We start from the raw sequence: 22,634 nt of genomic DNA on the forward strand, positions 1-22,634 counted from the left end.
CAACTTTGCAAAATCGCCCTTCGGCTTTTCAATAATTGGCTCTTTCCGTCTCTCGACCTGCCCCGACAGGTCGTGTGACCGTGTGTGACACAGAAACCCGAAGGGATGAATGCGATGCTTTCCGCGGTCGAGCAGTTGCAGCACGAATGGGAGACCAACCCCCGCTGGCGGGGAGTACGGCGCAGCTACCGCGCCGAGGACGTCATCCGGTTGCGTGGTGCCATCCAGGAGGAGCACACCCTGGCCCGGCACGGGGCCAACCGGCTGTGGCGGCTGCTCACCAGCGAGGACTACGTCCACGCGCTGGGGGCGCTCACCGGCAACCAGGCGGTGCAGATGGTCCGGGCCGGGCTCAAGGCGATCTATCTGTCTGGCTGGCAGGTCGCCGCTGACGCCAACCTGGCCGGACACACCTATCCGGACCAGAGCCTCTACCCGGCCAACTCCGTGCCGGCTGTGGTGCGCCGGATCAACAACGCGCTGCTGCGGGCCGCCCAGATCACCACCGCCGAGGGCGACACCTCGGGCATCGACTGGCTGGCCCCGATCGTCGCCGACGCGGAGGCCGGTTTCGGCGGCGTGCTCAACGCGTACGAGCTGATGAGCGCGATGATCGCGGCCGGTGCGGCCGGGGTGCACTGGGAGGACCAGCTCGCCGCCGAGAAGAAGTGCGGCCACCTCGGCGGGAAGGTGCTCATCCCCACCGGGCAGCACGTCCGCACGCTGGAGGCGGCCCGGCTCGCCGCCGACGTCGCCGGAGTGCCGACGGTGGTGGTGGCCCGCACCGACGCGCAGGCGGCCACCCTGCTCACCACCGACGTGGACGAGCGGGACCGCCCCTTCGTCACCGGCGAGCGCACCCCGGAGGGCTTCTACCGCGTCCGCAACGGTATCGAGCCGTGCATCGCCCGAGGGCTCGCGTACGCCCCGCACGCCGACCTGCTCTGGATGGAGACCAGCACGCCGGACCTGGAGGTCGCCCGCCGCTTCGCCGAGGCGATCAAGGACGAGTACCCGGACCAGCTACTCGCCTACAACTGCTCGCCGTCGTTCAACTGGCGCAAGCACCTCGACGACGCCACCATCGCCAAGTTCCAGCGCGAACTCGGCCACATGGGATACAGGTTCCAGTTCATCACGCTGGCCGGTTTCCACGCGCTGAACTACTCGATGTTCGACCTGGCCCGGGGCTACGCCGCCGAGGGGATGCCGGCGTACGTGTCGCTCCAGGAGCGGGAGTTCGCGGCCGAGGCCGCCGGTTACACCGCGGTCAAGCACCAGCGCGAGGTGGGCACCGGCTACTTCGACCTGATCAGCACGGTGCTCAACCCGACCGCCGAGACCACCGCCCTGCGCGGCTCGACCGAGGAGGAGCAGTTCGCATGAGGTACGAGATCATCGGCCCGGTGGCGGAGCGCTTCGACGAGGTGCTCACCCCCGAGGCGCTGGAGTTCCTGGTCACGCTGGACAGCGAGTTCGCCGCCCGCCGGGTGGCGCTGCTGGACACTCGACGGGCCCGCCGGGACCGGTTCGCCACCGGCCAACTACCCGACTTCCTGCCGGAGACCATCGGCGTCCGCGCCGATCCGAGCTGGCGGGTGGCGCCGCCCGCCCCCGGGCTCGAAGACCGGCGGGTCGAGATCACCGGCCCGCCGGATCGCAAGATGACGATCAACGCGCTGAACTGCGGTGCCCGGGTGTGGCTCGCCGACTTCGAGGACGCCACCGCCCCCACCTGGGACAACGTCATCGGTGGGCAGCTCAACCTGATGGACGCGCTGGACCGCCGGATCGACTTCACCGACGCGCGCGGGAAGCGGTACGCCCTCGGCGACGACCTGGCCACCATCGTGGTCCGTCCACGCGGCTGGCACCTGGTCGAGAAGGGGATCGTGGTGGACGGTCGGCCGCTCTCGGCCAGCCTGGTCGACTTCGGTCTCTATCTCTTCCACTGCGCCCGGCGGCAACTCGCGGTCGGCGCGGGACCGTACTTCTATCTGCCGAAGCTGGAGGGCCACCGCGAGGCGCGGCTGTGGAACGACATCTTCGTCTTCGCCCAGCACTACCTGCGGCTGCCGCAGGGCACGATCCGGGCGACCACCCTGATCGAGACCATCACCGCCGCCTTCGAGATGGAGGAGATCCTCTACGAGCTGCGGGACCACTCGGCGGGGCTGAACGCCGGCCGGTGGGACTACATCTTCAGCATCATCAAGAACTTCGGGCAGTGGCCGGACTTCGTCCTGCCGGACCGGTCCGAGGTCACGATGACCGTGCCGTTCATGCGCGCGTACACCGAGCTGCTGGTGCGGACCTGCCACCGGCGCGGGGCGCACGCGATCGGCGGCATGGCCGCGTTCGTGCCCAGCCGGGACCCGGCGGTCAACGAGACGGCGCTGAGCCGCGTGCGGGCCGACAAACAGCGGGAGGCCGCCGCCGGTTTCGACGGCTCCTGGGTGGCCCACCCCGGCCTGGTGTCGACCTGCCGCGAGGAGTTCGACGCGGTGCTCGGCGAACGCCCGCACCAACTCGACCGGCAGCGTGACGACGTCGAGGTCACCGCCGCCGACCTGCTCGCCGTGGACAAGACCCCCGGTCAGGTCACCGAGGCGGGGCTGCGGTCGAACATCGCGGTGGCGCTGCGCTACGTCGACGCCTGGCTCGGCGGAGCCGGTGCGGTGGCCCTGTGGAACCTGATGGAGGACGCGGCGACCGCCGAGATCGCCCGCTGCCAGGTCTGGCAGTGGCTGCACCACGGTACGCCGCTGGCCGGCGGCGGCAGCGTGACCGAGGAGCGGGTCCGGGCGATCCTCGACGAGGAGTTGGCCACCCTGGTCGAGGGGTGCGGTGACGCCGCCGAGCGCGAGCGCGCCGGGCACGCGGCGCGCATCGTCGAGGAGACCGCCCTCGGCGAGGACCTGCCCGCCTTCTTCACCACCGGCGCGTACGCCCGCCACCTCAGCCCGGCGCGCCGCCCGACTCCGTCCGCCGGCTGAGCGTCCGCCGGCTGAGCGTCCGCCGGCTGAGCGTCCGCCGTCGGGCGCACGAGGAGCGCCCGACGGGCGGCTGGCGTGGGCAGCGGGGCTGGCTGGCGTCGCCGGCGGGGCTGGCTGGCGTGGGCGGCGGGGCCAGCTGGCGTGGGCGGCGGGTCCGGCCGGGGTCAGTAGTGGGTCAGGCTGGCGGCGGCGGCGCGTCGGGCCGCGCTGGTGCCCTTCATGGTGGTCCTACCAGCGCCCGCGCCGGCGTTGGCAGCCGGGCGGTGTCCCGTGCGGGGCCATGCCGGTCGGGTCCGGTCGTTCGTAATAAGCGCGGTGGCGGATCGTCATCGGGCCGGTCCAGGTCTTGCCGGTCGGGCACTGTCGAGCTGAGAGCGTCGACGGATCGTCATCGGATTGGTCCGTGGCCGGCGGTCGGGCAGTGCCGCGCCGAGCACGGCGGCCGAGCGTCATCGGGCCGGTGCGGGTCTTGCCGGTCGGGCACTGTCGAGCTGAGAGCGTCAACGGATCGGGACTTCCACTGGCCGCCGGTGAGTGATGCTGAGCCGCATCGGATTCCGACCCGTGCCCGGACTCGGACCTTCCCTAACCTCGGACGTTCGCCGGGCTGGGACGTTCGCCAGGCTCGGACTTTCCCCAGATACGCACCTTGCCGAGGCTCGGACGTCGTCCGGTCTTGGACCTGTGCTGGGGCGGGGGTAGGAATTTGGACTCCGGCAACGGCGTCCGGTGAGGTGGTCAGGGCGGGTGATCGGCGGGCAGCCGGTGGGACCGAACGGCCGCGGGCCCCGGACGGGTCGCGGAGTGGCGGTGGCCCATCGGCCGGGCGGTCGCGACGGGCGACGGCACAAACGGATCAGCTCGATAGTGCTCCGAGTAGACACCAGGAGGGCGCGAGCTCGCCAGCTCGCCAGCCCGTCAGCCCGCCAGCCCGCTGACCCGCTGGCCTGTGGGCGCGGGGGGCACGAGCGCACGGGGCCGGCGGCGAGGGCGACTGCTGCCGGAGCCTGGTCTCGCCGCCGCCGGGAGGGGAGCGGCGAGACCAGGCCGGGCGGTCAGTTGTCGATCCGGGTGATGTTGCGGATCTTGTTGGACGCGTCCAGCGCCGCCACCTTGTACGCCTCGGCCAGCGTCGGGTAGTTGAACACCGTGTCGACCAGGTAGTCGACCGTGCCGCCGCAGCCCATCACGGCCTGTCCGATGTGGACGATCTCGGTGGCGCCGGTGCCGAAGACGTGGACGCCCAGCAGTCGGCCGTCGTCCGGCGAGACGAGCAGCTTCAGCATGCCGTACGAGTCGCCGACGATCTGGCCGCGCGCCAGCTCGCGGTAGCGGGCGATGCCCACCTCGAACGGTGTCGCGCTCTCGGTCAGTTCGTCCTCGGTCTTCCCGACGAAGCTGATCTCCGGGATGGTGTAGATGCCGATCGGCTGCAACTCGTGCATCGGGCGTTCCGGCTCACCGCAGGCGTGCTGGGCGGCCAACCGGCCCTGCTCCATCGAGGTGGAGGCCAGTGCCGGGAAACCGATCACGTCACCGACGGCGTAGATGTTGTCCACCGTGGTCCGGTAGTTCGCGTCGACCTCGATCCGGCCGCGCCGGTCGGCGGTCAGCCCGGCCGCCTCCAGGTCCAGCCCGTCGGTCTGGCCCTGCCGTCCGGCCGAGTACATCACCGTGTCGGCGACGATCCGCTTGCCGCTCTTGAGTACGCACAGTGCCGCGTTCTGGTGCTTCTCCACCGCGGCGACCTCCTCGCCGAAGCGGAACGTCACCGACAGGTCGCGCAGGTGGTACTTGAGTGACTCGATGATCTCCTCGTCGCAGAAGTCGAGCATCCGTTCGCGGCGTTCCACCACGGTCACCTTGGTGCCCAGCGCGGCGAACATGGAGGCGTACTCCATGCCGATCACGCCCGCGCCGACCACGACCATGCTGCGTGGCACGGCCTGGAGGTTGATGACGCCGTCGGAGTCGACGATGGTCCGGTCGTCGAAGTCGACGCTGTCCGGCCGGGCCGGGCGGGTACCGGCGGCGATGATGGCCTTGTCGAACGTGATCTTCGAGTCCCGTCCGGAGCCGCCGTCGACCCAGACCGAATGCGGGTCGGCGAAGCGGCCGGTGCCGGTGATCAGGGTGACCCGGTTGCGGGTCAACTGGTTGCGGATGACGTCGGTCTGTCGGTTGATCACATGTTGGGTGCGGGCCGCCAGGTCGCTGACGGTGATCTCGTCCTTGACGCGGTAGCTGCTGCCGTACAGGTCTCGTTGGCTCAGTCCGGTCAGATAGAGGACGGCTTCGCGCAGGGTCTTCGAGGGGACGGTGCCGGTGTTGATGCAGACTCCGCCGAGCATGTCGCGCCGATCCACGACGCCCACCCGCCTGCCGAGTTTGGCGGCGGCGATGGCGGCCTTCTGACCGCTCGGCCCTGAGCCCAGTACCAACAGGTCGTAGTCATACACGATCACTAGCGTCGCAAGATGTCGTGGACCGCGCCAGGCCAGCCGACCAAGCGGTACAAGGGTTTACCTTCCTGGAATGTTGACCTGGTGCCCACTCCCCACCAGGTCGTGATCATGATAGGTTAGGCTTACCTAACAGGAGGTGTTCATGGGGTTCGCCGCACAGGTGCGCGAGTTGACCAGGGCGGACCACCGGGCCGCGCAGAACGTGACGTATTTCGACGCCCTGCTGTCGGGGCAGCTCGACCGGGCCGGGTACGCGGCACTGTTGGAGCAGCTCCACGTGGTCTACCAGACGTTGGAGGAGGCCGCCGAGGCGATGCGGAACGACCCGGTGGCCGGGCCGTTCGTCGTCGAGGAGCTGCACCGCCTGGCCCGCATCGTCGACGACCTGCGCTTCCTGCACGGCCCCGACTGGGCCAGCCGGATCGCGCCGAGCCCTGCCACTCGGCAGTATCAGGAACGCCTGCGCGAGGTCGCCTTCACCTGGCCGGCGGGCTTCGTCGCCCACCACTACACGCGGTACATGGGTGACCTCTCCGGCGGGCAGGTGATGGTGCGGGCGGTACGCCGCACGTTCGGGCTCGACACCGACGGCGTCCGGTTCTTCCTCTTCCCGGACCTGGACGCGAAGGACTTCAAGCAGCACTACCGCGAGCTGCTCGACACGGCGCCGTGGGACGAGGTCGAGCGGCAACGCTTCCTCGACGAGGTGTCGTGGGCGTACCGGCTGAACACCGAGATGATCGCCGAGCTGGGCCGGGACGTGGTGCGGGGGAGTGCCGCGTGAGCGCGCCGAACCCGTTTCCCCCCGAGGTGGTGTCGGCCGTGATGCGGCACATGAACACCGACCACGCCGACGACTGCCGGCTGATCTGCCAGGGGCTGGGCGGTGCACCGGCCGCCACCGCGGCCACCATGTCCGGGATGGACGCCGAGGCGATGTACTTCGCGGCCACCGTGGACGGTGCTCCGGTCGCGGTGCGGGTGCCCTTCAGCGCCCCGCTCACCGAGCGGCGGCAGATCCGGGCCGAGGCCGCTCGGATGTACCGGGAGGCGTGCGCGGCGCTGGGCGTGACCCCGCGTCCCGACGCGAGCTGATTCCGTGCGACGTACGACGGCCCGCCGGTCACCACCGGCGGGCCGTCACTCGTCGGTGCGGACCGGCACCACCAGCGGCACACCCGTGCGCGGATGCGGCAGCACCTCGATCTCGTGCTGATAGACCTCGCTGAGCCGGTCGGCGGTGAGCACCTCGACCGGTGGCCCGTCGGCGACCAACCGTCCACCGGCCAGCAGGGCGATCCGGTCCGCGTACGCGGCGGCCAGCGCCAGGTCGTGCAGGACGACCACCACCGCGCCGCCCTGGCGGGCCCGCTCGCGGGCCAGCCGGAGCACCAACTCCTGGTGGTGCAGGTCGAGCGCGGCGGTCGGCTCGTCCAGCAGGAGCATCGGGGTCCGTTGGGCGAGCACCCGGGCCAACGCCACCCGCGCCTGCTCGCCGCCGGAGAGCGCGGAGAAGACCCGGTCGGTGAAGGACCCGGTGCCGGTCAGCCGCAGAGCCTCGCGGATTGCGTCGTCGTCCTCGGCGGCGTACCCGGTCCCGGCCCACGGGGCACGGCCCATCGCGACCACCTCGCCGACGGTGAACGGGAACGTCATGGTGGCGCGTTGCGGCAGCATGGCGCGGAGCCGGGCCAGTTCGACCGGAGCCCACCGGTGCAGCGGCCGACCGGCGAACGCGATGTCACCGGCAGCCGGGGCCAGGTCACCGCAGATGGCGCCGAGCAGGGTGCTCTTGCCGGCGCCGTTCGGCCCGACCAGCGCCAGCAGCTCCCCGCCCCGGACGTCGAGGGTGACGTCGGTCAGGATCGGTCGGCCGCCGCGCCGGACGCCCAACCGTTCCACCCGCAGACCGATCGGTTCGCGACCGACCTCCGGCACCGTCCGTCTCATCCCCATCCTCCCGCCCGGGCCCGGGTCCGGCGCAGCAGCCAGAAGAAGCACGGGCCACCCACCACGGCGGTCAGCACGCCGAGCGGCAGTTCCTGGTAGTCGACCAGGGTGCGGGCGGCCAGGTCCCCGGCGACGACCACGATGGCCCCGCCCAGCGCGCTGGCCGGCAGGAGCAGCCGGTGCCCCGGCCCGGCGACCATCCGCACCAGGTGCGGCACGACCAGCCCGACGAAGGAGATCACGCCGGTGAAGGCCACCGCGGCGGCACCGAGCAGCGCGGTCACCCCGATCATGGCCACCCGCAACCGTTCCACGTGGACGCCCAGGTGCCGGGCCGACCGGTCACCGAGGGCCAGCAGGTCCAGGCGGCGGGCGGTGGCGACGGCGATCGCGATGCCGACGGCCGCGCACGGCAGGGTGACCCCCACGGCCGCCCAGTTGGCCTGGGCCAGGCTGCCGAGCTGCCAGAACGCGATGGCGCGTACGGCGTCGGCGTCACCGAAGAACATCAGCAGGCCGATCAGCGCGCCGGCCACCGCGTTGACCGCGATGCCGGTCAACACCAGCGTGACCACCTCGGTGCGTCCGCCGGTGCGGGACATCGAATAGACCAGGGCGGTGGCGGCGAGGCCACCGAGGAAGGCCCCGACCGCGACGGTCCAGCCGCCGAGGGTGGCGACACCGGTGATGATGACCGTGGCGGCACCGACCGCAGCACCCGAGGAGACGCCGATGACGCCCGGTTCGGCCAGCGGGTTGCCGAAGACGCCCTGCATCAGCGCGCCCGCGCAGCCGAGCGCGGCACCGACGACGACGGCGAGCACGACCCGGGGGAAGCGCACCACCCAGAGCGCGCTCTCCCCGTGTGGGGCGCTCGGCAGTGGCCCGACGTCGAGCCCGATGCGGTGCAGCAGTGAGCCGAGCACCTCGGCGGGGGGCACCTGGACCTGCCCGGTGCCGGCCGCGACCAGGCAGAGCAGGACCAGGGCGACGCTCAGCCCGACCAGCAGCAGGGGACGTCTCATGTGCACGGTCGGTGGACCGCGTCGGCGAGGGCCTGGATGGTGCGGCCGGTCCGGGCCCCGAAGCTCAGCAGCATCCCGTCGTCCATGTCCACGATCCGGCGGTGCTGACCGGCCGGGGTCTGGCCGACGCCGGGCAGGGCGAGCAGGCCGTCCACGCCCTTGACCGACTCCAGCCCGTCGGTCATCACCAGGATGACGTCCGGTGCCGCGTTGATCAGACCCTCGCTGGTCAGCGGCCGGAACCGGGACAGTCCGATCTCGGTGCCGGCGTCGGTCGCGCCGATCGCCCGGATCATCTCGTCGGAGCCGGCGCCCTTGCCGCCGATCAGGTACACCCCGGCGGTACCCCGGACATAGAGGAACGCGATGCGCAGCGGAGGGCCGTCCGCCGAGGCACTGCGGCGGGCCTCGGCGATCTCCGCCTCCACTCGGGACACCAGGAGTTCCCCGGCCGCCGGTACGCCGAGGGCGGCGGCGATCGCCCGGATGTTGCGGGGGATCGCGGCGAGGCTCTGCTCGTCGTCGATCAGGACCACCGGGATACCGGCCCGACGGAGTTGGGTGAGCACCTCGGGCGGGCCGATGCTGGTGTCGGCGAGTACCACCGTCGGGTTCAGCCGCAGCACCGCCTCGGCGGCCAGGTCGTGTCCGGCCGGCGTGACCACCGGCAGGTGCGCGGCGGCGGCGAAGGTGGTGGAGGTGTCCCGCCCGATCACCCGGCCGCCGAGGCCGAGGCTGAAGACGATCTCGGCTATGGAGCCGTACAGGTTCACCGCGAGGATGCGGCTGGCGTCGTTGACGGTGACCGTCGTCCCGTCGGCCGAGTCCACGGTGGCCGGCAGACTGCTGCCGGGATCGCCGCCGACCGGGACCACGTCGGTGTCGGTCACCACGGCGGTGGCGGGCCCGCAGCCGGTCGCCGGGGTGGCGCCCGGCGTGCCGGCGGCGGCGTCGCAGGCGACGAGACCGAGCAGCGCGGGCAGTGCCAGCAGGGCGGGCAGTACGCGCCTCACCGCTGCGCCTGCCGACGTCGGCGGATCCGCAGGACCACCAGCAGGACCAGCAGTACGGCGAGTCCGGCGACGGTGACGGTGAACCAGCGCCCGGCCGGTCCACTGTCGCTGACCTGGGTGGTGAGCAGTTGCTGGTCGCCGCTGACCGGGTCGGTGCCGGTGCCGCCCGCACCGGTGGGCGTACCCGCCTCGGCCGGGGCCGAGTCCTCGACGGCGCCGGACGAAGAAGTGGTGCCGGCGGGTGCGCCGGAGGCGGCCGGTGCCGGGGCGGCGGAGGTCCGAGTGGTGCCGCCGGGGGCTGACGACGCGGGGGCGGCGGCCCGGGTGGTCGGGCTGGCCGCCGGTGCGGCGAAGGTGACCGGGACCTTGACGTCCTGCGACCGGTCCGAGCTGCGGGTGTGGTCGTTGCGGCTGGCCACCACGCAGCGCCGGACGGTGCAGTCCACGTCGCCGATCGTCGCGGTCAGCCGGAGCCGGACGCTGAACGAGCCGCCGGAGCCGTACGGGACGGCCAGCCCCTCGCCGTACGCGGGCGGGTTCGAGGAGATCCAGTGCGAGGCGCCGCTGGCACCGCTGGTGTCGATGCCGCCGCCACAGGGCGAGGGTGGCGCACTGGCGCCGTTGTCGACGCAGAACGCGACGTAGACGCCCTTGGCGGTGTCGTAACCGGAGCCGGAGACGGTGACCGTGGCACCGGCGAGGGGGATCGCGCTCGTCCGGGTGACGGAGAGCCGCTGACCGTCGGGGCCCCTGCCGACCGTGTCCGCGTACGCGGGGCCGGCCGCGAGGGCGCCGATGACCAGCAGCACCACGCTGACCAGGGCGGCGGCGAGGCGGGCAGGCATGAGTGACCTCCGAAGATTGGTTAGGCTAACCTAAGTAGATCTTGCAGGTTCCGCAAGAGGGTGTTCGGAGGATTTCGCAAAAGATTAGGTGAGCCTAACCTAATCGAGCCCTGCCCCCTCCGAGAGGAAGACTCATGTCCGTACCCAGACCCGGCGGTATCCGCCGACGGTCGTACCGGTGGGCGTCGGCAGCCGTGCTCGGCGCCGCCGCGTCACTGGCCGTGGTGGCCCCGGCGACGGCGGCACCGGCCGACGTCACCGCGGGAAGCCTCGACTGGGGCTTCAAGAGCTCGTTCCGGGCGTACGTCTCGACCGGTAACGGCAACCCACCGATCGGGGTCGCCGACGGTGCCACCCGCAACGCGGACGGCACCTTCAAGTTCCCGGTCACCGGCGGCACGTACGACAGCACCACCGGCGCGACCACCGTCAACTACGGCGGCACGGTCGTGTTCTCGTACCCGTCGCACTTCTTCACCATCACCCTGGCCAACCCCACCGTGGTGGTGGACGGCGCCGGCGGATCGTTGCTCGCCGACGTCGACCTCGAGGTCAGCGGCGGTGGGTTCGAGCCGGTGCAGATCGAGCAGGCCGCCATCGCCACCCTCGGCACCGGCGGCACCAGCCCGACCGTCTCGGGTGACTCGGTGAGCTGGAGCAACCTGACCACCACGCTGACCGAGACCGGGGCCACCGCCTTCGCCGGCTTCTTCACCGCCGGCACGGTGATGGACCCGACGTCGTTCACCTTCACCACCGGCACGGGCGGCGGCGGCCCCGCCACCCCGTCGGTGACCGTGGACCCGTCCGCCGCCCTCGACCCCGAGGGGACGTCGGTCACCGTCACCGGCGCCGGGTTCGACCCGGACGCCAACGGTGGCGTCGGTGTCTATGTGGCGTTCGGCCCGAAGGTCGACAACCACTGGGTGAACTCCCGCCCGTACAAGCCGGTGAAGTGGGTGCACAAGAACGCCTCGTCGTCCGCAGCGCAGGTGAAGCTCGCCGCCGACGGCACCTTCTCCACCACGTTGGACCTGGTGCCGAGCTACACCGACGGCAACGGCGACACGGTCGACTGCACGGTGACCCAGTGCTACGTACTGACGTTCGCGGCACACGCCTCCAGCGACCGCAGCCAGGACACCTTCACCCCGATCACCTTCCGTGGGGCCACCGGTGGCCCCAGCGGTGCCGAGCAGGAGATCACCGCCACGGTGCTCCAGTCCGGTCCGCTGACGCTGACCTCGTCCGGCAGTGCCGTGGCGCTGTCGGCCGTGCACCCCGGCGGGGTCGCCGACGGTGCGCTCAACGCGGTGACCGTCAGCGACCTGCGCGGCACCAACGCCGGCTGGAACGTGGTCGGTCAGGTGGAGGACTTCACCAGCGCGCTCGGTGGCACCATCGCCGCCGACAACCTCGGCTGGACGCCGAACGCGTCCGTGCTCGCCGACAAGCTGGTGGGCTCCTCCGGGGTGGTCACCCCGGGCGGGCGGGCCAACCCGGGTGACGGCACGGGTCTGGGCAGCGCCCGTACCCTGTGCGGCTCCGCCGCCGGTGCCAGCGCCGGCAGCTTCCGGTGCGGTGCCGACCTGGGCCTCGGGGTCCCGGCCGCCACCGGTCCGGGTGACTACACCGCCACCCTGACCCTCACCCTGTCCTGACGCGTGGAAGGGCATCTTGTTGTGCGCAGATCGATGACGAGGTGCCCTTCCCCGCACCTGGTCGCCGCGACCCTGGTCCTCACCGTCCTCGCCAGCGTGCTGGCCGGCGGACCGGCCGTCGCCCTCGCCGCGCCGGCTCCCGCGCCGTCACCGTCGCCGGGCGACGCCGGGTTCACCTGGGCGGTGCAGCCGTCCGGACCGTCCGGCCCCACCGGCCGCAGCTACTTCGTCCACGACGCCGAACCCGGTCAGGTGATCGAGGACCGGGTGGCGCTGACCAACCTGAGCACGACCGCGATGACCTTCGCGGTGTACGGCGCCGACGCCTTCACCACCGCCGACGGCGGCTTCGCGCTGCAACCGGCCAGCCGTCCGGCGGTGGACGTGGGCGCCTGGACGCAGTTCGCCGAGCGCACCTACCGGGTGCCGGCGGGCGAGCAGGTGATCCTGCCGTTCCGGATCGGCGTACCGGCCAACGCCAGCCCCGGTGACCACGCCGGTGGTGTGGTCGCCTCGATCGCCCGGGTGGCGGAGGGCGGCGGGCAGGTCCGGCTCGACCGTCGCGTGGCCGCCCGGATCTATCTGCGGGTCGCCGGCCCGGTGCGCCCCGGCCTCCAGGTCGAGGCGATGCGGATCGGGTACGACAACCCGGTCAACCCGTTCGGCACCGGCCCGGTCGTGGTCAGCTACCGGCTGCGCAACACCGGCAACACCCGGCTGACCGGCACCACCCAGGTACGCCTGACCGCGCCGTTCGGCATCGGACTGGCCCGCACCGAGCCGGTCACCGTGCCCGAGTTGCTGCCCGGCGCGGCGATCACCGTCACCGAACAGATCAACGGCGTGGTGCCGGCCGGACGGCTGGCCGCAGACGTGGCCGTCGACCCGGCCACCCCGGACCGGATGCTGCCCACCGTGCACCGCACCGCCGCGACCTGGGCCGTGCCCTGGGTCTGGACGGCGGTGCTGCTCGCCGCCGTCGGCGCGCTGCTGGTCAGCCGGGTACGGGCGATCCGGCGTCGCCGGTCGACACCGGCATGAGGTGGCTCGCGTACGGTGCCGTCGCCCTGCTCGCCGGCCTCGCCCTGACCGGCGCCCCGACGCCGGACCCCCGGGTGACGCTGGACCGGGCCGAGGCGAGACCGGGGGAGCAGGTGCTGGTCCGGCTCACCGGTTGGCCCGCCGGCACCGTCGTGATCGAGCTGTGCGACGCGGGTACGCCGCCCCGCTGCGCGGTGGACACCTCGGCCCAGATCCACCTGCCCGGCACCGGTGCCGGTGGGACGCCGCTGACCGTCGCCGCGCCGCCCGACGGCTGCCCCTGCCGAGTGCGGGTGCGCACGATGGAGGGTCGGCCCGCGGCGAGCGCGCCGCTGCGCGTGACCGGCGCGACCCGGCAATCCGGCGGCACATTCCGGCAGACCGGAACCCGCCCCCCGGTCGTCGTCGGGGCACACGTCGAACGCGACGGCGGCTGGCCAGCCCTGTTCGGTGCCTCCGCGCAGCGGACCGTGGTGCTGCGGCTGCGCAACGACGAGCCGGTGCCGGTGGCGGTGGCGCTGTCGTTCACCGTCGGTCGGGGACCGGAGCCGACCGGCTTCGTCGCGTCCCCGGACACGCCGGATCTCGCCGCCGGGGAGGAACGCCTCGTGCGGATCCCGATGACCCTGCCGGCCCCGGCCGTCGGCGACTACCGGATCCACGGCGAGGTGGTCACCTCCGGCGCGGCCCGCCGGGTGGAGGCGACCACCGACCACCAGCCGTGGGGGCTGGCCGGGCTGCTCGGCCTCGCGCTGCTCGTCCCGGTCGCGGCCGAGGTGCGCCGCCGCTGGTCCTCCGGGCGGTGAGTTCGGGCGGGGTGGCCCCGGTGGTGTGAATCCGGGCCGGGCGGCCCCACCGGCGAATCCACCGTCGCCTCTGGCGTCTCGACGACTGTCGTTACACAATGTGGAGCTATGCATCACGGTGAGCAGTCGCCGGGCGCGGTGATCCGGATCCGGCACTGGGACGACCCGGTGGGGCTGGTGACCGAGCGCGACGCGGTCGAGCGGGCCGGCGCGTATCCGACGCTGCGGCTCGGTGCGCCGCTCTTCGGCTACGCGGCGGATCTCGGCGGCGGACGCTGGCGGGTGCACGAGCTGGTCGAGGAGACCCCGCAGGCCGCCCGGGACGCGCTCGCGCACCGGCTGCGCGACCGGATCGCCGAGACCGCCGACGCGGACCTGCTGGCCGAGCTGACCGCAGCGCGTACCGTCCTGGACTGGCAGAAGGTCGACGAGGTGACCGTCGGTGGCCGCCGGCACCGGGTGATCCGCGCGGACACCTTCGCCCGCTTCGGTCCGGACGGGCCGGAGCCGCCCCGGCCGACCGACCCGGACCCGCGCGACGCCGACACTTCGGACGACTTCCTCGGCGGCGCCGACCTGGTCGTCGACCCGGCCGAACCGACCGGCGTGGGCGCGGCGGTGCTGAAGGTCGAGCTGCTGCCGGCCCGCTACCCACGTGCCCAGGTGCCCGCCGACGTGCACGCCGACAGCGTCGCCGCGGTGCGTTCGCACCCCGACGGCGTCCTGCTGCCGACCCGCTTCGCGGTGGCCGAACAGGTCCGGGCCGGGTGGCGGCCGACGAGTCGGGCGGTCGGCACCCCGCAGGAGGCGCGGGACCTGATCACCTTCGAGTTCCGCTGGCTCGTGCCCCGGCTGGCCGATCCGACCGAGGAGGAGGCGGCGGAGTACCGGCGGGCCGCCGACCGGATCGAGGCCACCCGGGCCAACGAAGTGACCGTGCTCGGCCGCCGTTTCCGGATCACCCGGGTCGAGACGCTGCTGCGCTTCTCGGCCGACGGTCCGGAAGGACCCCGCCCCTCCGACCCCGACCCGGAACCGCCCCCCGAGGTCCACTTCGCCCAACTCCGCGCCGAAGGCCGCCTCCCCCACCACCCCCACCACCCCTAACCACCCCGCCCTGCCTCGGCGCGTTGATCAAGAAGTTTCGGTCACGACACCGCGGCGCGCAGGGCTCAAACTTCTTGATCAACCGGCCGGCGGTCGGGAGAGCGGGGACTCCAGGTGCGACGACGTGACCGGCTGAAGCGCTACTGGGACGACCGGGCCGCCGGGTACGACCGGCGGACCGCGTCGGCGGAACGCCGGCTGCTCGGGGCCAGCCGCCGGTGGGTGTGCCGCCGCGCCACCGGGCACACGCTGGAGGTTGCCGTCGGCACCGGCCTCAACCTGCCGCACTACCCGGCCGACGTACGGCTGCGCGGCGTCGACTTCAGTCCCCGGATGGTGCAGGCCGCCGGGCGACGCGCCGCCGACCTCGGGCGTAGCGTCACGTTGGCCGCCGCCGACGCGACCGCGTTGCCCTTCGCCGACGCGCGCTTCGACACCGTGGTCTGCACCTTCGCGCTCTGTTGCGTCCCCGACGAGCAGGCCGCGCTGACCGAGGCGCTGCGGGTGCTGCGGCCCGGCGGCAGTCTGCTGCTCGCCGACCACGTCGCCGCCTCCCACCCGCTGCTGCGCGCCGCGCAGCATGTCGTCGACCTGGTGAGCGTGCCGTTGCAGGGTGAGCACTACACCCGCCGCCCGCTGCGTACCCTGCGGCAGTTCGACGTCGAGGTGCTCGCCGCCGAACGCCTCAGCTACGGCGCGATCGAACGCGTGCACGCCCGCCGGGCCTAGCCGAGCACCGAGGGACCGGCCTCACCAGACTTATACCGTTCGCCCTGTTTTGCCGACTCTCGCCAGGGTACCGCGATGGCATCTGGTCCTCGTGTCCGCAGGAGGTAGTCGCCGATATGGATGCCCGCAGTCCCGCGAAGGTGGTCAAGGACGCGGTGGAGTCCGCCGCCGAGAAGGTCACCGACGCCCTCACGCCGGAAGTGCCCGGCAAACCGGGCAGCGCACCACCGACCGTGGCCGAGCCGACCACACCGCAGGACCCGCTGCCGCCCAAGCCGGAGCAGGGCAGCCCGCAGACCCGTACGCCGACCGGCGCGCGCACCGGTGCGCCGACCACCGCGAACGGTCAGCAGGGCGCCTACCTGACCACGGCACAGGGGGCGCGGCTGCGCGACACGGACCACTCGCTCAAGGCGGGGCCACGTGGACCCACCCTGCTGCAGGACCACCACCTGCGCGAGAAGATCACACACTTCGACCACGAACGCATCCCGGAGCGGGTCGTGCATGCCCGGGGTGCGGGAGCACACGGCGTGTTCACCGCGTACGGCGCGGCCGAGGCCGTGACCCGGGCGGGGTTCCTGCGCAAGGGCCGTGCGACCGACGTGTTCGTCAGGTTCTCCACCGTCCTCGGGTCACGCGGCTCGGCCGACACCGTCCGCGACACCCGGGGCTTCGCGACGAAGTTCTACACCGACGAGGGCACCTTCGACCTCGTCGGCAACAACATGCCGGTCTTCTTCATCCAGGACGCGATCAAGTTCCCGGACATCATCCATGCCGGCAAGCCGCACCCGGACCGGGAGATCCCGCAGGCGCAGAGCGCGCACGACGCGTTCTGGGACTTCGTCTCGTTGCACACCGAGGCGCAGCACCACACCTTGTGGAACATGTCCGACCGGGGCATCCCGCGCTCGTACCGGACCATGGAGGGCTTCGGCGTACACACCTTCCGCCTGGTGAACGAGGCGGGCGAGACGGTGCTGGCGAAGTTCCACTGGAAGCCCAAGCTGGGCGTGCACTCCCTGGTGTGGGAGGAGGCCCAGATGCTTGCCGGCATCGACCCGGACTTCCACCGGCGCGACCTGTACGACGCCATCGAGGCGGGCGCCTTCCCGGAGTGGGAACTCGGTCTCCAGGTCTTCCCGGACACCCCCGAGGAGACGTTCGCCGGCATCGACCTGCTCGACCCGACGAAGATCGTGCCGGAGGAACTCGCCCCGGTGCAGTTGGTCGGCAGCCTGACGCTGAACCGTACGCCGACGAACTTCTTCGCCGAGACCGAGCAGGTCGCCTTCCACGTCGGCCACCTGCCGCCCGGCATCGACGTCACCAACGACCCGCTCTTGCAGGGCCGCCTCTTCTCCTACGTCGACACCCAGCTCACCCGCCTGGGCGGCCCGAACTTCGCACAGATCCCGATCAACCGGCCGCACGCGGCCGTCAACGACATGCTGCGCGACGGCTTCCACCAGCACGCCGTGCACGCCGGGGTGGCACCGTACCGGCCGAACTCGCTCGACGGCGGCAACCCGTTCCCGGCCGGTGACGCCGAGAACGCCTTCCTCGACGTGCCGGTGCGGGTGGCCGAGGCGCCGAAGATCCGGGCCAACCCGGTCTCCTTCGACGACCACTTCAGCCAGGCGCGACTGTTCTGGCTGAGCATGTCCCCGGTGGAGCGGGAGCACATCATCCGCGCCTACACCTTCGAGCTCGGCAAGTGCTACCACCAGGAGATCAAGGAACGGCAGCTCCAGTGCCTGGCCAACGTCGACCCGGTGCTCTGCGCCCAGGTCGCCGCCGGTCTCGGACTGCCCGCGCCGCAGCCGACCGTGCCACTGGCCGACGTCACGCCCAGCCCCGTGCTGTCCCAGGTGGGGAGGCAGTGGCCGGCCGACGGGCGGATGGTCGGCATCGTGGTGGACCCGGAGGCCGACTTCGACACGGTCCGCGACGTCCGTCGGGCGGTCTTCGCCGCCGACATGGTGCCGCTGCTGATCGCCCCACACGGCGGTCTGATCGGTGACCTGCCCGCGCAGCGCAGCTTCGCCACCGGCCGGTCGGTCGAACTCGACGCGCTGCTGATCGCCACCGCCCCGGCCCCGGCCCCGGACGCGCTGCCCGCCCGTGACGCCAAGGCTGGCGCGGCACCCGCGACCGGTCCGGCGGACCCCCGGGTGCTGCTGATGGTCGAGGAGTGCTGGCGGCACGCCAAGGCGATCGGCGCCTGGGGGCCCGGAGTCTCCGTGCTGGAGCAGGCCGGCGTCGCCGGTACGCCCGGCGTCGTCACCGGCGACTCCGGCGAGGACGTCTTCACCGGAGTGCACCGGCTGATGGCCGACCACCGGGTCTGGGAACGGTTCCCCGCCTCGGTCGGCTGACCCACCGACCGGTCCTGCGGGGGGCGGTCCGTCGCACGGCGACGGACCCGCCCCCGCATCCGTGCACTGTCGGTCGCGCCCGTGCACTCACAGCCCTCCCCGGCCCGTCGGGCCAGCGTTAGGTTTCGATCCGACGGAGGGAGGGAGCATGCTCGTGCTGGACACCGGGAACCTGCCGGTCGGCGAGCGCGCCGAGGCGTTCCAGGCCACGGTCAGCGCCAACTGTTCGTCGAGCATGGCGTCGTTCGAGGACCCGGACGCGATCCACGCCCGGATGGCCATCTTCGACTTCGGGCCCGCGAAGGTCTTCACCATCGAGGCGTCGGGCACCACGCTGCGACGTACCCCTCGGATGTCCCGCGCGGAGACCGAGACCTCGATCGTGCTGGCGGTGCCGCTGCGTACCGACAACCACCTGAGCTGGGCACGCGAGGACCGCCAATTCGGGCCGCGCGACCTGATGCTGGTCGACCTGTCGCTGCCGTACGTCTACGGCTGGCAGGGCGGCGGGGCGTCGTATGCGCTGCACGTCGACGTGGACCGGCTCGGCGTACCCCGCGACCTGATCCACGAGGCGGCCCGGACGCTGCCGGGCAGCCCGATGTACGACCTGGTGCGCGACCACGTGATCCGGATGACCACGCAGGCCGACCCGCTCTCCGCCACCGCCGCCTCGGCCGAACTCGGTGCCGCGTCGGTCGAGCTGATGCGGGCGCTGGTGGTCTCCGCCGCCGGCAGTGGTCGCCTGCTGCGCGACACCGTCGAGTCCTCGATGTACGCACGCGTTGCGGCGTACGTCCGCGCGCACCTGCGCGAGCCCGACCTCACCCCGGCCCGGGTCGCCGCCGCCAACGCCATCTCGCTGCGCGCTCTCTACAAGTTGTACGAGGAGAGGGGACAGAGCCTGGAACAGTCGATCATCGAGCAGCGCCTCCAGGGCGCTCGGGCCGACCTGACCGCCTCGCACCGGCGGTACACCTCCATCGCGGCGCTGGCCCGCGCGTGGGGCTTCTCCAGCCCGAGCTTCTTCTCCCACCGTTTCCGGGCGGCCTTCGGGCTGACCCCACGACAACTCGCCGCGACGAGGCCGACCACCCGTGTTCCGGAACCGGCCCGCTCGCGCTGAACCGGTGTGCCGTCAGGCGCAAGAACCGTGCGCCGACACGAAACCCGGCCCGCGCGATCGGTGCGACATTTCTCGCCCAGGCAGCGAAAGGACGGCAGGATGCCCTTCGTCACGACCGCGGACGGCGCGGAGATCTTCTACAAGGACTGGGGTACGGGACGACCCGTCGTGCTCAGCCACGGCTGGCCGCTCAACTCCGACAGTTGGGAGGCGCAGGCCCTGTTCCTCGCCTCGCACGGCTACCGGGTCGTGGCGCACGACCGGCGCGGGCACGGGCGCTCCACCCAGACCTGGCACGGCAACGAGATGGACACGTACGCCGACGACCTCGCCACCCTGGTCGACGCGCTCGACCTGCGCGACGTGACCCTCGTCGGGTTCTCCACCGGCGGGGGAGAGATCACCCGGTACATCGGCCGGCACGGCACCTCCCGAGTGGCCCAGGCGGTGCTGGTCTCCGCCGTACCCCCGCTGATGCTGCGCACCGACGACAACCCGGACGGCGTACCCGGGGAGGTCTTCGACGGCTTGCGGGCCGGGTCGCTGGCGGACCGGTCGCAGCTCTACCGGGACCTCGCCGACGGCCCGTTCTTCGGCAACAACCGGCCCGGGGTGGAGATCTCGGCCGGGATCCGGGACGCGTTCTGGCGGCAGAGCGTGCAGGCCGGGCACCGCAACGCGTACGAGAGCATCGCGGCCTTCTCGGCCACCGACTTCCGGGGCGACCTCGCCCGGTTCGACGTGCCGACGCTGGTCATCCACGGCGACGACGACCAGGTCGTGCCCTTCGACGTCGGCGGCAAGGCGTCCGCCGCCCTGGTCAAGGACGCGACTCTGGTCGTTTACCCGGGCGCGCCGCACGGCATCACCGACACTCACAAGGAGCAGCTCGGCCAGGACCTGCTGGCCTTCCTGAAGGAGTACGACGCATGAGCACGATCGTCCTGGTGCACGGCCTCTGGGTCACCTCGCGCAGTTGGGAACACTGGGTGCCGTACTTCGAGGCGCAGGGGCACACGGTGCTGACGCCGACGTACCCGGGCTTCGAGGTGGAGGTGGAGGCGCTGCGCGCCGACCCGACGCCGATTGCGGCGGTGACCGTCCCGGAGACCGTGTCGCACCTGGAGAAGGTCATCACCGCGCTACCGGAGAAGCCGATCATCATGGGCCACTCCTTCGGCGGCACGCTGACCCAGCTCCTGCTCGACCGGGGACACGGCGCGGCCGGCGTCGTGATCAACTCGGCGCCGCCCGAGGGTATCCGGGTGAACCCGCCCTCGCAGATCAAGTCGCTGTTCCCGATCCTCAACAACCCGGCCAAGCGCCACCGCGCGGCCGGGTTCACCCCGGAGCAGTTCCACTACGCGTTCACCAACACGCTGCCGGAGGACGAGGCCCGCGCCGCCTACGACCGGTACGCGATCGCCGCGCCGGGAAGCTGGGTCTGGTCCTACGGCCTGCTCGCCAACTTCACCCCCGGCAAGCAGGAGACCTGGGTCGACTTCCGTAACGAGGGGCGCGCCCCGTTGCTGTTCATCGCCGGGGGCAAGGACCACATCATGCCGGCCTCGGTGAACCGCTCCAACGCCCACCACTACAAGGCGCCCGGCACCGTCACCGACTTCCACGAGTTCCCCGAGCGCTCACACTGGACGTGTGCGGAGCCCGGCTGGGAGCAGGTCGCCGACTACGCCCTCGACTGGGCCCAGCGCCACGCCGTCTGAGCCGGTGGGCTCCCGCCGGTACGCCGTCGGGAGCCCACGCCGGCTCACCCGGCGACCAGCATGCCGACGTCCACCCCCAGTTCCGGTGCGCAGTGCAGCAGGAACGCGGGCCACACGCTGCCGGTGCGCGCCCAGATCCACCCCAGCGCCAACCCCATCACGGCCGCGAAGAGGCCGCCGGCGACGTTGAAGCCCCAGACGCCGTCGAGGTCGACGAGGATGCCGTGACCGGCGCCGAAGACCACGCTGGTGAGCACGATGCCCCAGCCGACCGGCGCACCGAGCACGACCCAGGGCGTACCGAAGGCCCGGTCGAGCACCGCGAGCATCGCGGCCCGCCAGATCAACTCCTCGGTCAGGTTCGGGATCGTGGCGTTGTAGGCCACCTGCTCGGCGCCCACCGCCGTGGCGGCCGACGGATCCAGCGCGACCGCCAGCGCGGTGAGCCCGACGAAGACCCCGAACACGACGGCGATGGTGAGCAGCGCTGGCCGGGCCGAGCCGGGCGTGATCCTCAGCCGCAGGCCCGCCTCGGCACGCGCCCACCGGTGCAACATGCCGAACAGGATGGCCAGCCAGACCAGGTCGAGCACCTTGCCCTGCCAGTGCCGATCGAGCGCGTCGAACACCGGCAGCGGCGCCATTCGCCCGGAGACGGAGGTGAGCAGCACGAGGTAACCGACCACGGCGACCGCGAGCCAGGTGCCGGGTGCGGCCACGATCCGCCGTACCGCTGTGGTGCCACGCCGGGCCGCCGTGACCGCGAGAAGGACCAGCAGCGTCACGAGCAGCGTGACGACCAGGGCCACGCCCCAGGCCGTCGCCACCGCGACACTGCGGGTGGCCTCAGCCAGCCCGTCGGGAACGATCCATGCGTACGCGACGAAGACCACCACGAGCGGCACCAGCACGGGTACCACCCACCGGCCCGTCTCCGCAGGTCGCACCAGTCGTCCGACGTCCTTCGTGTCCCTCCCCAAGATCCCCATGCGAGCCGACGCTACCCCGCGCCCGCCAGTCGACCCGGCCCGTGCTCAGCCCGTGGTGAGCGGCTCGCCAGTGGTGGACTCCATGGCCTCGGCCCCTGTCGAGCTGACAGCACAGACGGATCAGCCCGCCCCTTGCACCAGTTGCGCCGAAACGTGGGTCGTCGCCGGCTCCAGACCACAACTTCATGGATGCTGCTGCCTCAGCCGGCGTCGAGACAGCAGCATCCATGAAGTTGTTCGCGCAGAGAGCGCGACGTCTGGGCGATCATCGGATCCCGGCCGGCATGCGCAGCGTCCACAGTGGTGCCAAGATCGGGCTATCGCCTCTGTCCGGTCTGGGTCGGTCGGACATGTCTCCAGGAGGTTCCGTGCCGCCCCTGCTGAACCTCATTGCCGGCTGGCTCTGTCTCATCTTCGGTGTGCTGCTCACGGCGCGTGCGGTGAACCTCCTGCGCACCGAGGGTCGGCAGAGTCGGCCGACCTCCCGCACAGACCATATGACCGTGTCCGAGTTGCTGTGGCAGGGCGTGGCAACGACCCTGCTCGGGATCGGCAACCTGCTCGGCGGCCGGTGGGTCTACCTGGCCGGGGCGGCGGTCGCGGTGATCATCGTGATCGGCGTACGGGTCTTCGTGCGCCTACTCCGGGAGCGCGTGCGCCGCACGGGCTGATCAGGTCCGGCACCCCCGCGCGTGGCTGAATCGGAAGAGCGGGAAGGCAGGCCGACCTGTTGTTGGAGATGGATAGACTTCGTTGTTGCGGGCGGCTGGTGCAGC

Annotated in this window: 20 protein-coding genes; 14 read left to right on the plus strand and 6 right to left on the minus strand. The window is 72.0% G+C overall.

Going from position 1 to position 22,634, the window contains the following annotated elements; all coding sequences use genetic code 11:
• Window positions 1-114 precede the first annotated feature (114 nt).
• Both aceA and aceB read left to right on the plus strand, forming a co-directional pair.
• Window positions 115-1,386 (plus strand): isocitrate lyase, encoded by a 1,272-nt coding sequence (gene aceA, locus ABT008_RS20420; RefSeq protein WP_502890468.1) that lies wholly within the window; start codon window positions 115-117, stop codon window positions 1,384-1,386.
• Window positions 1,383-2,996, plus strand: a complete 1,614-nt coding sequence (gene aceB, locus ABT008_RS20425; RefSeq protein ID WP_350697806.1) for a malate synthase A — start codon at window positions 1,383-1,385, stop codon at window positions 2,994-2,996. The genes aceA and aceB overlap by 4 nt, the downstream gene beginning before the upstream one ends.
• A 1,055-nt stretch (window positions 2,997-4,051) precedes the next feature.
• On the opposite strand, the gene sthA is transcribed toward aceB, so the two are convergent.
• Window positions 4,052-5,455 carry a Si-specific NAD(P)(+) transhydrogenase gene (gene sthA / locus ABT008_RS20430; RefSeq protein WP_350697807.1) on the minus strand — a complete coding sequence of 468 codons (1,404 nt, stop codon included), beginning with the start codon at window positions 5,453-5,455 and terminating at the stop codon, window positions 4,052-4,054.
• Between the two features lie 148 nt (window positions 5,456-5,603).
• Between sthA and ABT008_RS20435 the strand changes: the two genes are divergently transcribed.
• Together ABT008_RS20435 and ABT008_RS20440 are read left to right on the plus strand one after the other, a co-directional pair.
• On the plus strand, window positions 5,604-6,245 hold the full coding sequence (locus ABT008_RS20435; RefSeq protein ID WP_350697808.1) for a biliverdin-producing heme oxygenase: 642 nt from the start codon (window positions 5,604-5,606) through the stop codon (window positions 6,243-6,245).
• A complete protein-coding gene (locus ABT008_RS20440; protein ID WP_350697809.1) occupies window positions 6,242-6,556 on the plus strand; it encodes a DUF2470 domain-containing protein in 315 nt (104 codons plus the stop codon). Before ABT008_RS20435 ends, ABT008_RS20440 begins: the two co-directional genes overlap by 4 nt.
• A 45-nt stretch (window positions 6,557-6,601) precedes the next feature.
• On the opposite strand, the gene ABT008_RS20445 is transcribed toward ABT008_RS20440, so the two are convergent.
• From ABT008_RS20445 to ABT008_RS20460, 4 genes are read right to left on the minus strand one after another with little or no spacing between them, the layout of a single operon-like run.
• Window positions 6,602-7,411, minus strand: a complete 810-nt coding sequence (locus ABT008_RS20445) for a heme ABC transporter ATP-binding protein (RefSeq protein ID WP_350697810.1) — start codon at window positions 7,409-7,411, stop codon at window positions 6,602-6,604.
• Window positions 7,408-8,436, minus strand: coding sequence for a FecCD family ABC transporter permease (locus tag ABT008_RS20450; protein ID WP_350697811.1), 1,029 nt, complete (start codon window positions 8,434-8,436; stop codon window positions 7,408-7,410). The genes ABT008_RS20445 and ABT008_RS20450 overlap by 4 nt, the downstream gene beginning before the upstream one ends.
• Entirely contained in the window at window positions 8,433-9,449 is a 1,017-nt protein-coding gene (locus ABT008_RS20455; protein WP_350697812.1) for a heme/hemin ABC transporter substrate-binding protein, read from the minus strand. Before ABT008_RS20455 ends, ABT008_RS20450 begins: the two co-directional genes overlap by 4 nt.
• Window positions 9,446-10,294, minus strand: coding sequence for a neocarzinostatin apoprotein domain-containing protein (locus tag ABT008_RS20460; RefSeq protein ID WP_350697813.1), 849 nt, complete (start codon window positions 10,292-10,294; stop codon window positions 9,446-9,448). Before ABT008_RS20460 ends, ABT008_RS20455 begins: the two co-directional genes overlap by 4 nt.
• Window positions 10,295-10,428: 134 nt before the next feature.
• Between ABT008_RS20460 and ABT008_RS20465 the strand changes: the two genes are divergently transcribed.
• From ABT008_RS20465 to ABT008_RS20505, 9 genes are all read left to right on the plus strand, one after another.
• Window positions 10,429-11,955: an HtaA domain-containing protein gene (locus ABT008_RS20465; RefSeq protein WP_350697814.1), complete on the plus strand. Its 1,527-nt coding sequence runs from the start codon at window positions 10,429-10,431 to the stop codon at window positions 11,953-11,955.
• A gap of 33 nt (window positions 11,956-11,988) precedes the next feature.
• The gene (locus ABT008_RS20470) at window positions 11,989-12,996 is read left to right on the plus strand and encodes a WxL protein peptidoglycan domain-containing protein (protein ID WP_350697815.1); all 1,008 of its coding nucleotides are present in this window, start codon (window positions 11,989-11,991) and stop codon (window positions 12,994-12,996) included.
• Window positions 12,993-13,802: a hypothetical protein gene (locus tag ABT008_RS20475; RefSeq protein ID WP_350697816.1), complete on the plus strand. Its 810-nt coding sequence runs from the start codon at window positions 12,993-12,995 to the stop codon at window positions 13,800-13,802. Before ABT008_RS20470 ends, ABT008_RS20475 begins: the two co-directional genes overlap by 4 nt.
• A 108-nt stretch (window positions 13,803-13,910) precedes the next feature.
• Window positions 13,911-14,909: a DUF5954 family protein gene (locus ABT008_RS20480; protein ID WP_350697817.1), complete on the plus strand. Its 999-nt coding sequence runs from the start codon at window positions 13,911-13,913 to the stop codon at window positions 14,907-14,909.
• Between the two features lie 114 nt (window positions 14,910-15,023).
• A complete protein-coding gene (locus ABT008_RS20485) occupies window positions 15,024-15,638 on the plus strand; it encodes a class I SAM-dependent methyltransferase (RefSeq protein ID WP_350697818.1) in 615 nt (204 codons plus the stop codon).
• Between the two features lie 116 nt (window positions 15,639-15,754).
• Window positions 15,755-18,019: a catalase gene (locus tag ABT008_RS20490; protein ID WP_350697819.1), complete on the plus strand. Its 2,265-nt coding sequence runs from the start codon at window positions 15,755-15,757 to the stop codon at window positions 18,017-18,019.
• Between the two features lie 148 nt (window positions 18,020-18,167).
• On the plus strand, window positions 18,168-19,145 hold the full coding sequence (locus ABT008_RS20495; protein ID WP_350697820.1) for an AraC-like ligand-binding domain-containing protein: 978 nt from the start codon (window positions 18,168-18,170) through the stop codon (window positions 19,143-19,145).
• 99 nt (window positions 19,146-19,244) lie between these two features.
• The gene (locus tag ABT008_RS20500) at window positions 19,245-20,078 is read left to right on the plus strand and encodes an alpha/beta fold hydrolase (protein WP_350697821.1); all 834 of its coding nucleotides are present in this window, start codon (window positions 19,245-19,247) and stop codon (window positions 20,076-20,078) included.
• Entirely contained in the window at window positions 20,075-20,869 is a 795-nt protein-coding gene (locus ABT008_RS20505; RefSeq protein WP_350697822.1) for an alpha/beta hydrolase, read from the plus strand. The genes ABT008_RS20500 and ABT008_RS20505 overlap by 4 nt, the downstream gene beginning before the upstream one ends.
• Window positions 20,870-20,913: 44 nt before the next feature.
• On the opposite strand, the gene ABT008_RS20510 is transcribed toward ABT008_RS20505, so the two are convergent.
• Window positions 20,914-21,780, minus strand: coding sequence for a CPBP family intramembrane glutamic endopeptidase (locus tag ABT008_RS20510; protein WP_350697823.1), 867 nt, complete (start codon window positions 21,778-21,780; stop codon window positions 20,914-20,916).
• 581 nt (window positions 21,781-22,361) lie between these two features.
• Here ABT008_RS20510 and ABT008_RS20515 point away from each other — a divergent pair.
• Window positions 22,362-22,529, plus strand: coding sequence for a hypothetical protein (locus ABT008_RS20515; RefSeq protein WP_350697824.1), 168 nt, complete (start codon window positions 22,362-22,364; stop codon window positions 22,527-22,529).
• Window positions 22,530-22,634 lie beyond the last annotated feature (105 nt).

It is taken from the genome of Micromonospora sp. NPDC002389, assembly GCF_040296095.1.
In the GTDB taxonomy this organism is placed as follows: Bacteria; Actinomycetota; Actinomycetes; order Mycobacteriales; family Micromonosporaceae; genus Micromonospora.

Coding starts and splice junctions, on each gene's coding strand:
- aceA (WP_502890468.1), top strand. CDS start 115: ATGCTTTCCGCGGTCGAGCAGTTGCAGCACGAATGGGAGACCAACCCC.
- aceB (WP_350697806.1), top strand. CDS start 1,383: ATGAGGTACGAGATCATCGGCCCGGTGGCGGAGCGCTTCGACGAGGTG.
- ABT008_RS20435 (WP_350697808.1), top strand. CDS start 5,604: ATGGGGTTCGCCGCACAGGTGCGCGAGTTGACCAGGGCGGACCACCGG.
- ABT008_RS20445 (WP_350697810.1), bottom strand. CDS start 7,411: ATGAGACGGACGGTGCCGGAGGTCGGTCGCGAACCGATCGGTCTGCGG.
- ABT008_RS20450 (WP_350697811.1), bottom strand. CDS start 8,436: ATGAGACGTCCCCTGCTGCTGGTCGGGCTGAGCGTCGCCCTGGTCCTG.
- ABT008_RS20460 (WP_350697813.1), bottom strand. CDS start 10,294: ATGCCTGCCCGCCTCGCCGCCGCCCTGGTCAGCGTGGTGCTGCTGGTC.
- ABT008_RS20465 (WP_350697814.1), top strand. CDS start 10,429: ATGTCCGTACCCAGACCCGGCGGTATCCGCCGACGGTCGTACCGGTGG.
- ABT008_RS20470 (WP_350697815.1), top strand. CDS start 11,989: ATGACGAGGTGCCCTTCCCCGCACCTGGTCGCCGCGACCCTGGTCCTC.
- ABT008_RS20475 (WP_350697816.1), top strand. CDS start 12,993: ATGAGGTGGCTCGCGTACGGTGCCGTCGCCCTGCTCGCCGGCCTCGCC.
- ABT008_RS20480 (WP_350697817.1), top strand. CDS start 13,911: ATGCATCACGGTGAGCAGTCGCCGGGCGCGGTGATCCGGATCCGGCAC.
- ABT008_RS20490 (WP_350697819.1), top strand. CDS start 15,755: ATGGATGCCCGCAGTCCCGCGAAGGTGGTCAAGGACGCGGTGGAGTCC.
- ABT008_RS20495 (WP_350697820.1), top strand. CDS start 18,168: ATGCTCGTGCTGGACACCGGGAACCTGCCGGTCGGCGAGCGCGCCGAG.
- ABT008_RS20500 (WP_350697821.1), top strand. CDS start 19,245: ATGCCCTTCGTCACGACCGCGGACGGCGCGGAGATCTTCTACAAGGAC.
- ABT008_RS20505 (WP_350697822.1), top strand. CDS start 20,075: ATGAGCACGATCGTCCTGGTGCACGGCCTCTGGGTCACCTCGCGCAGT.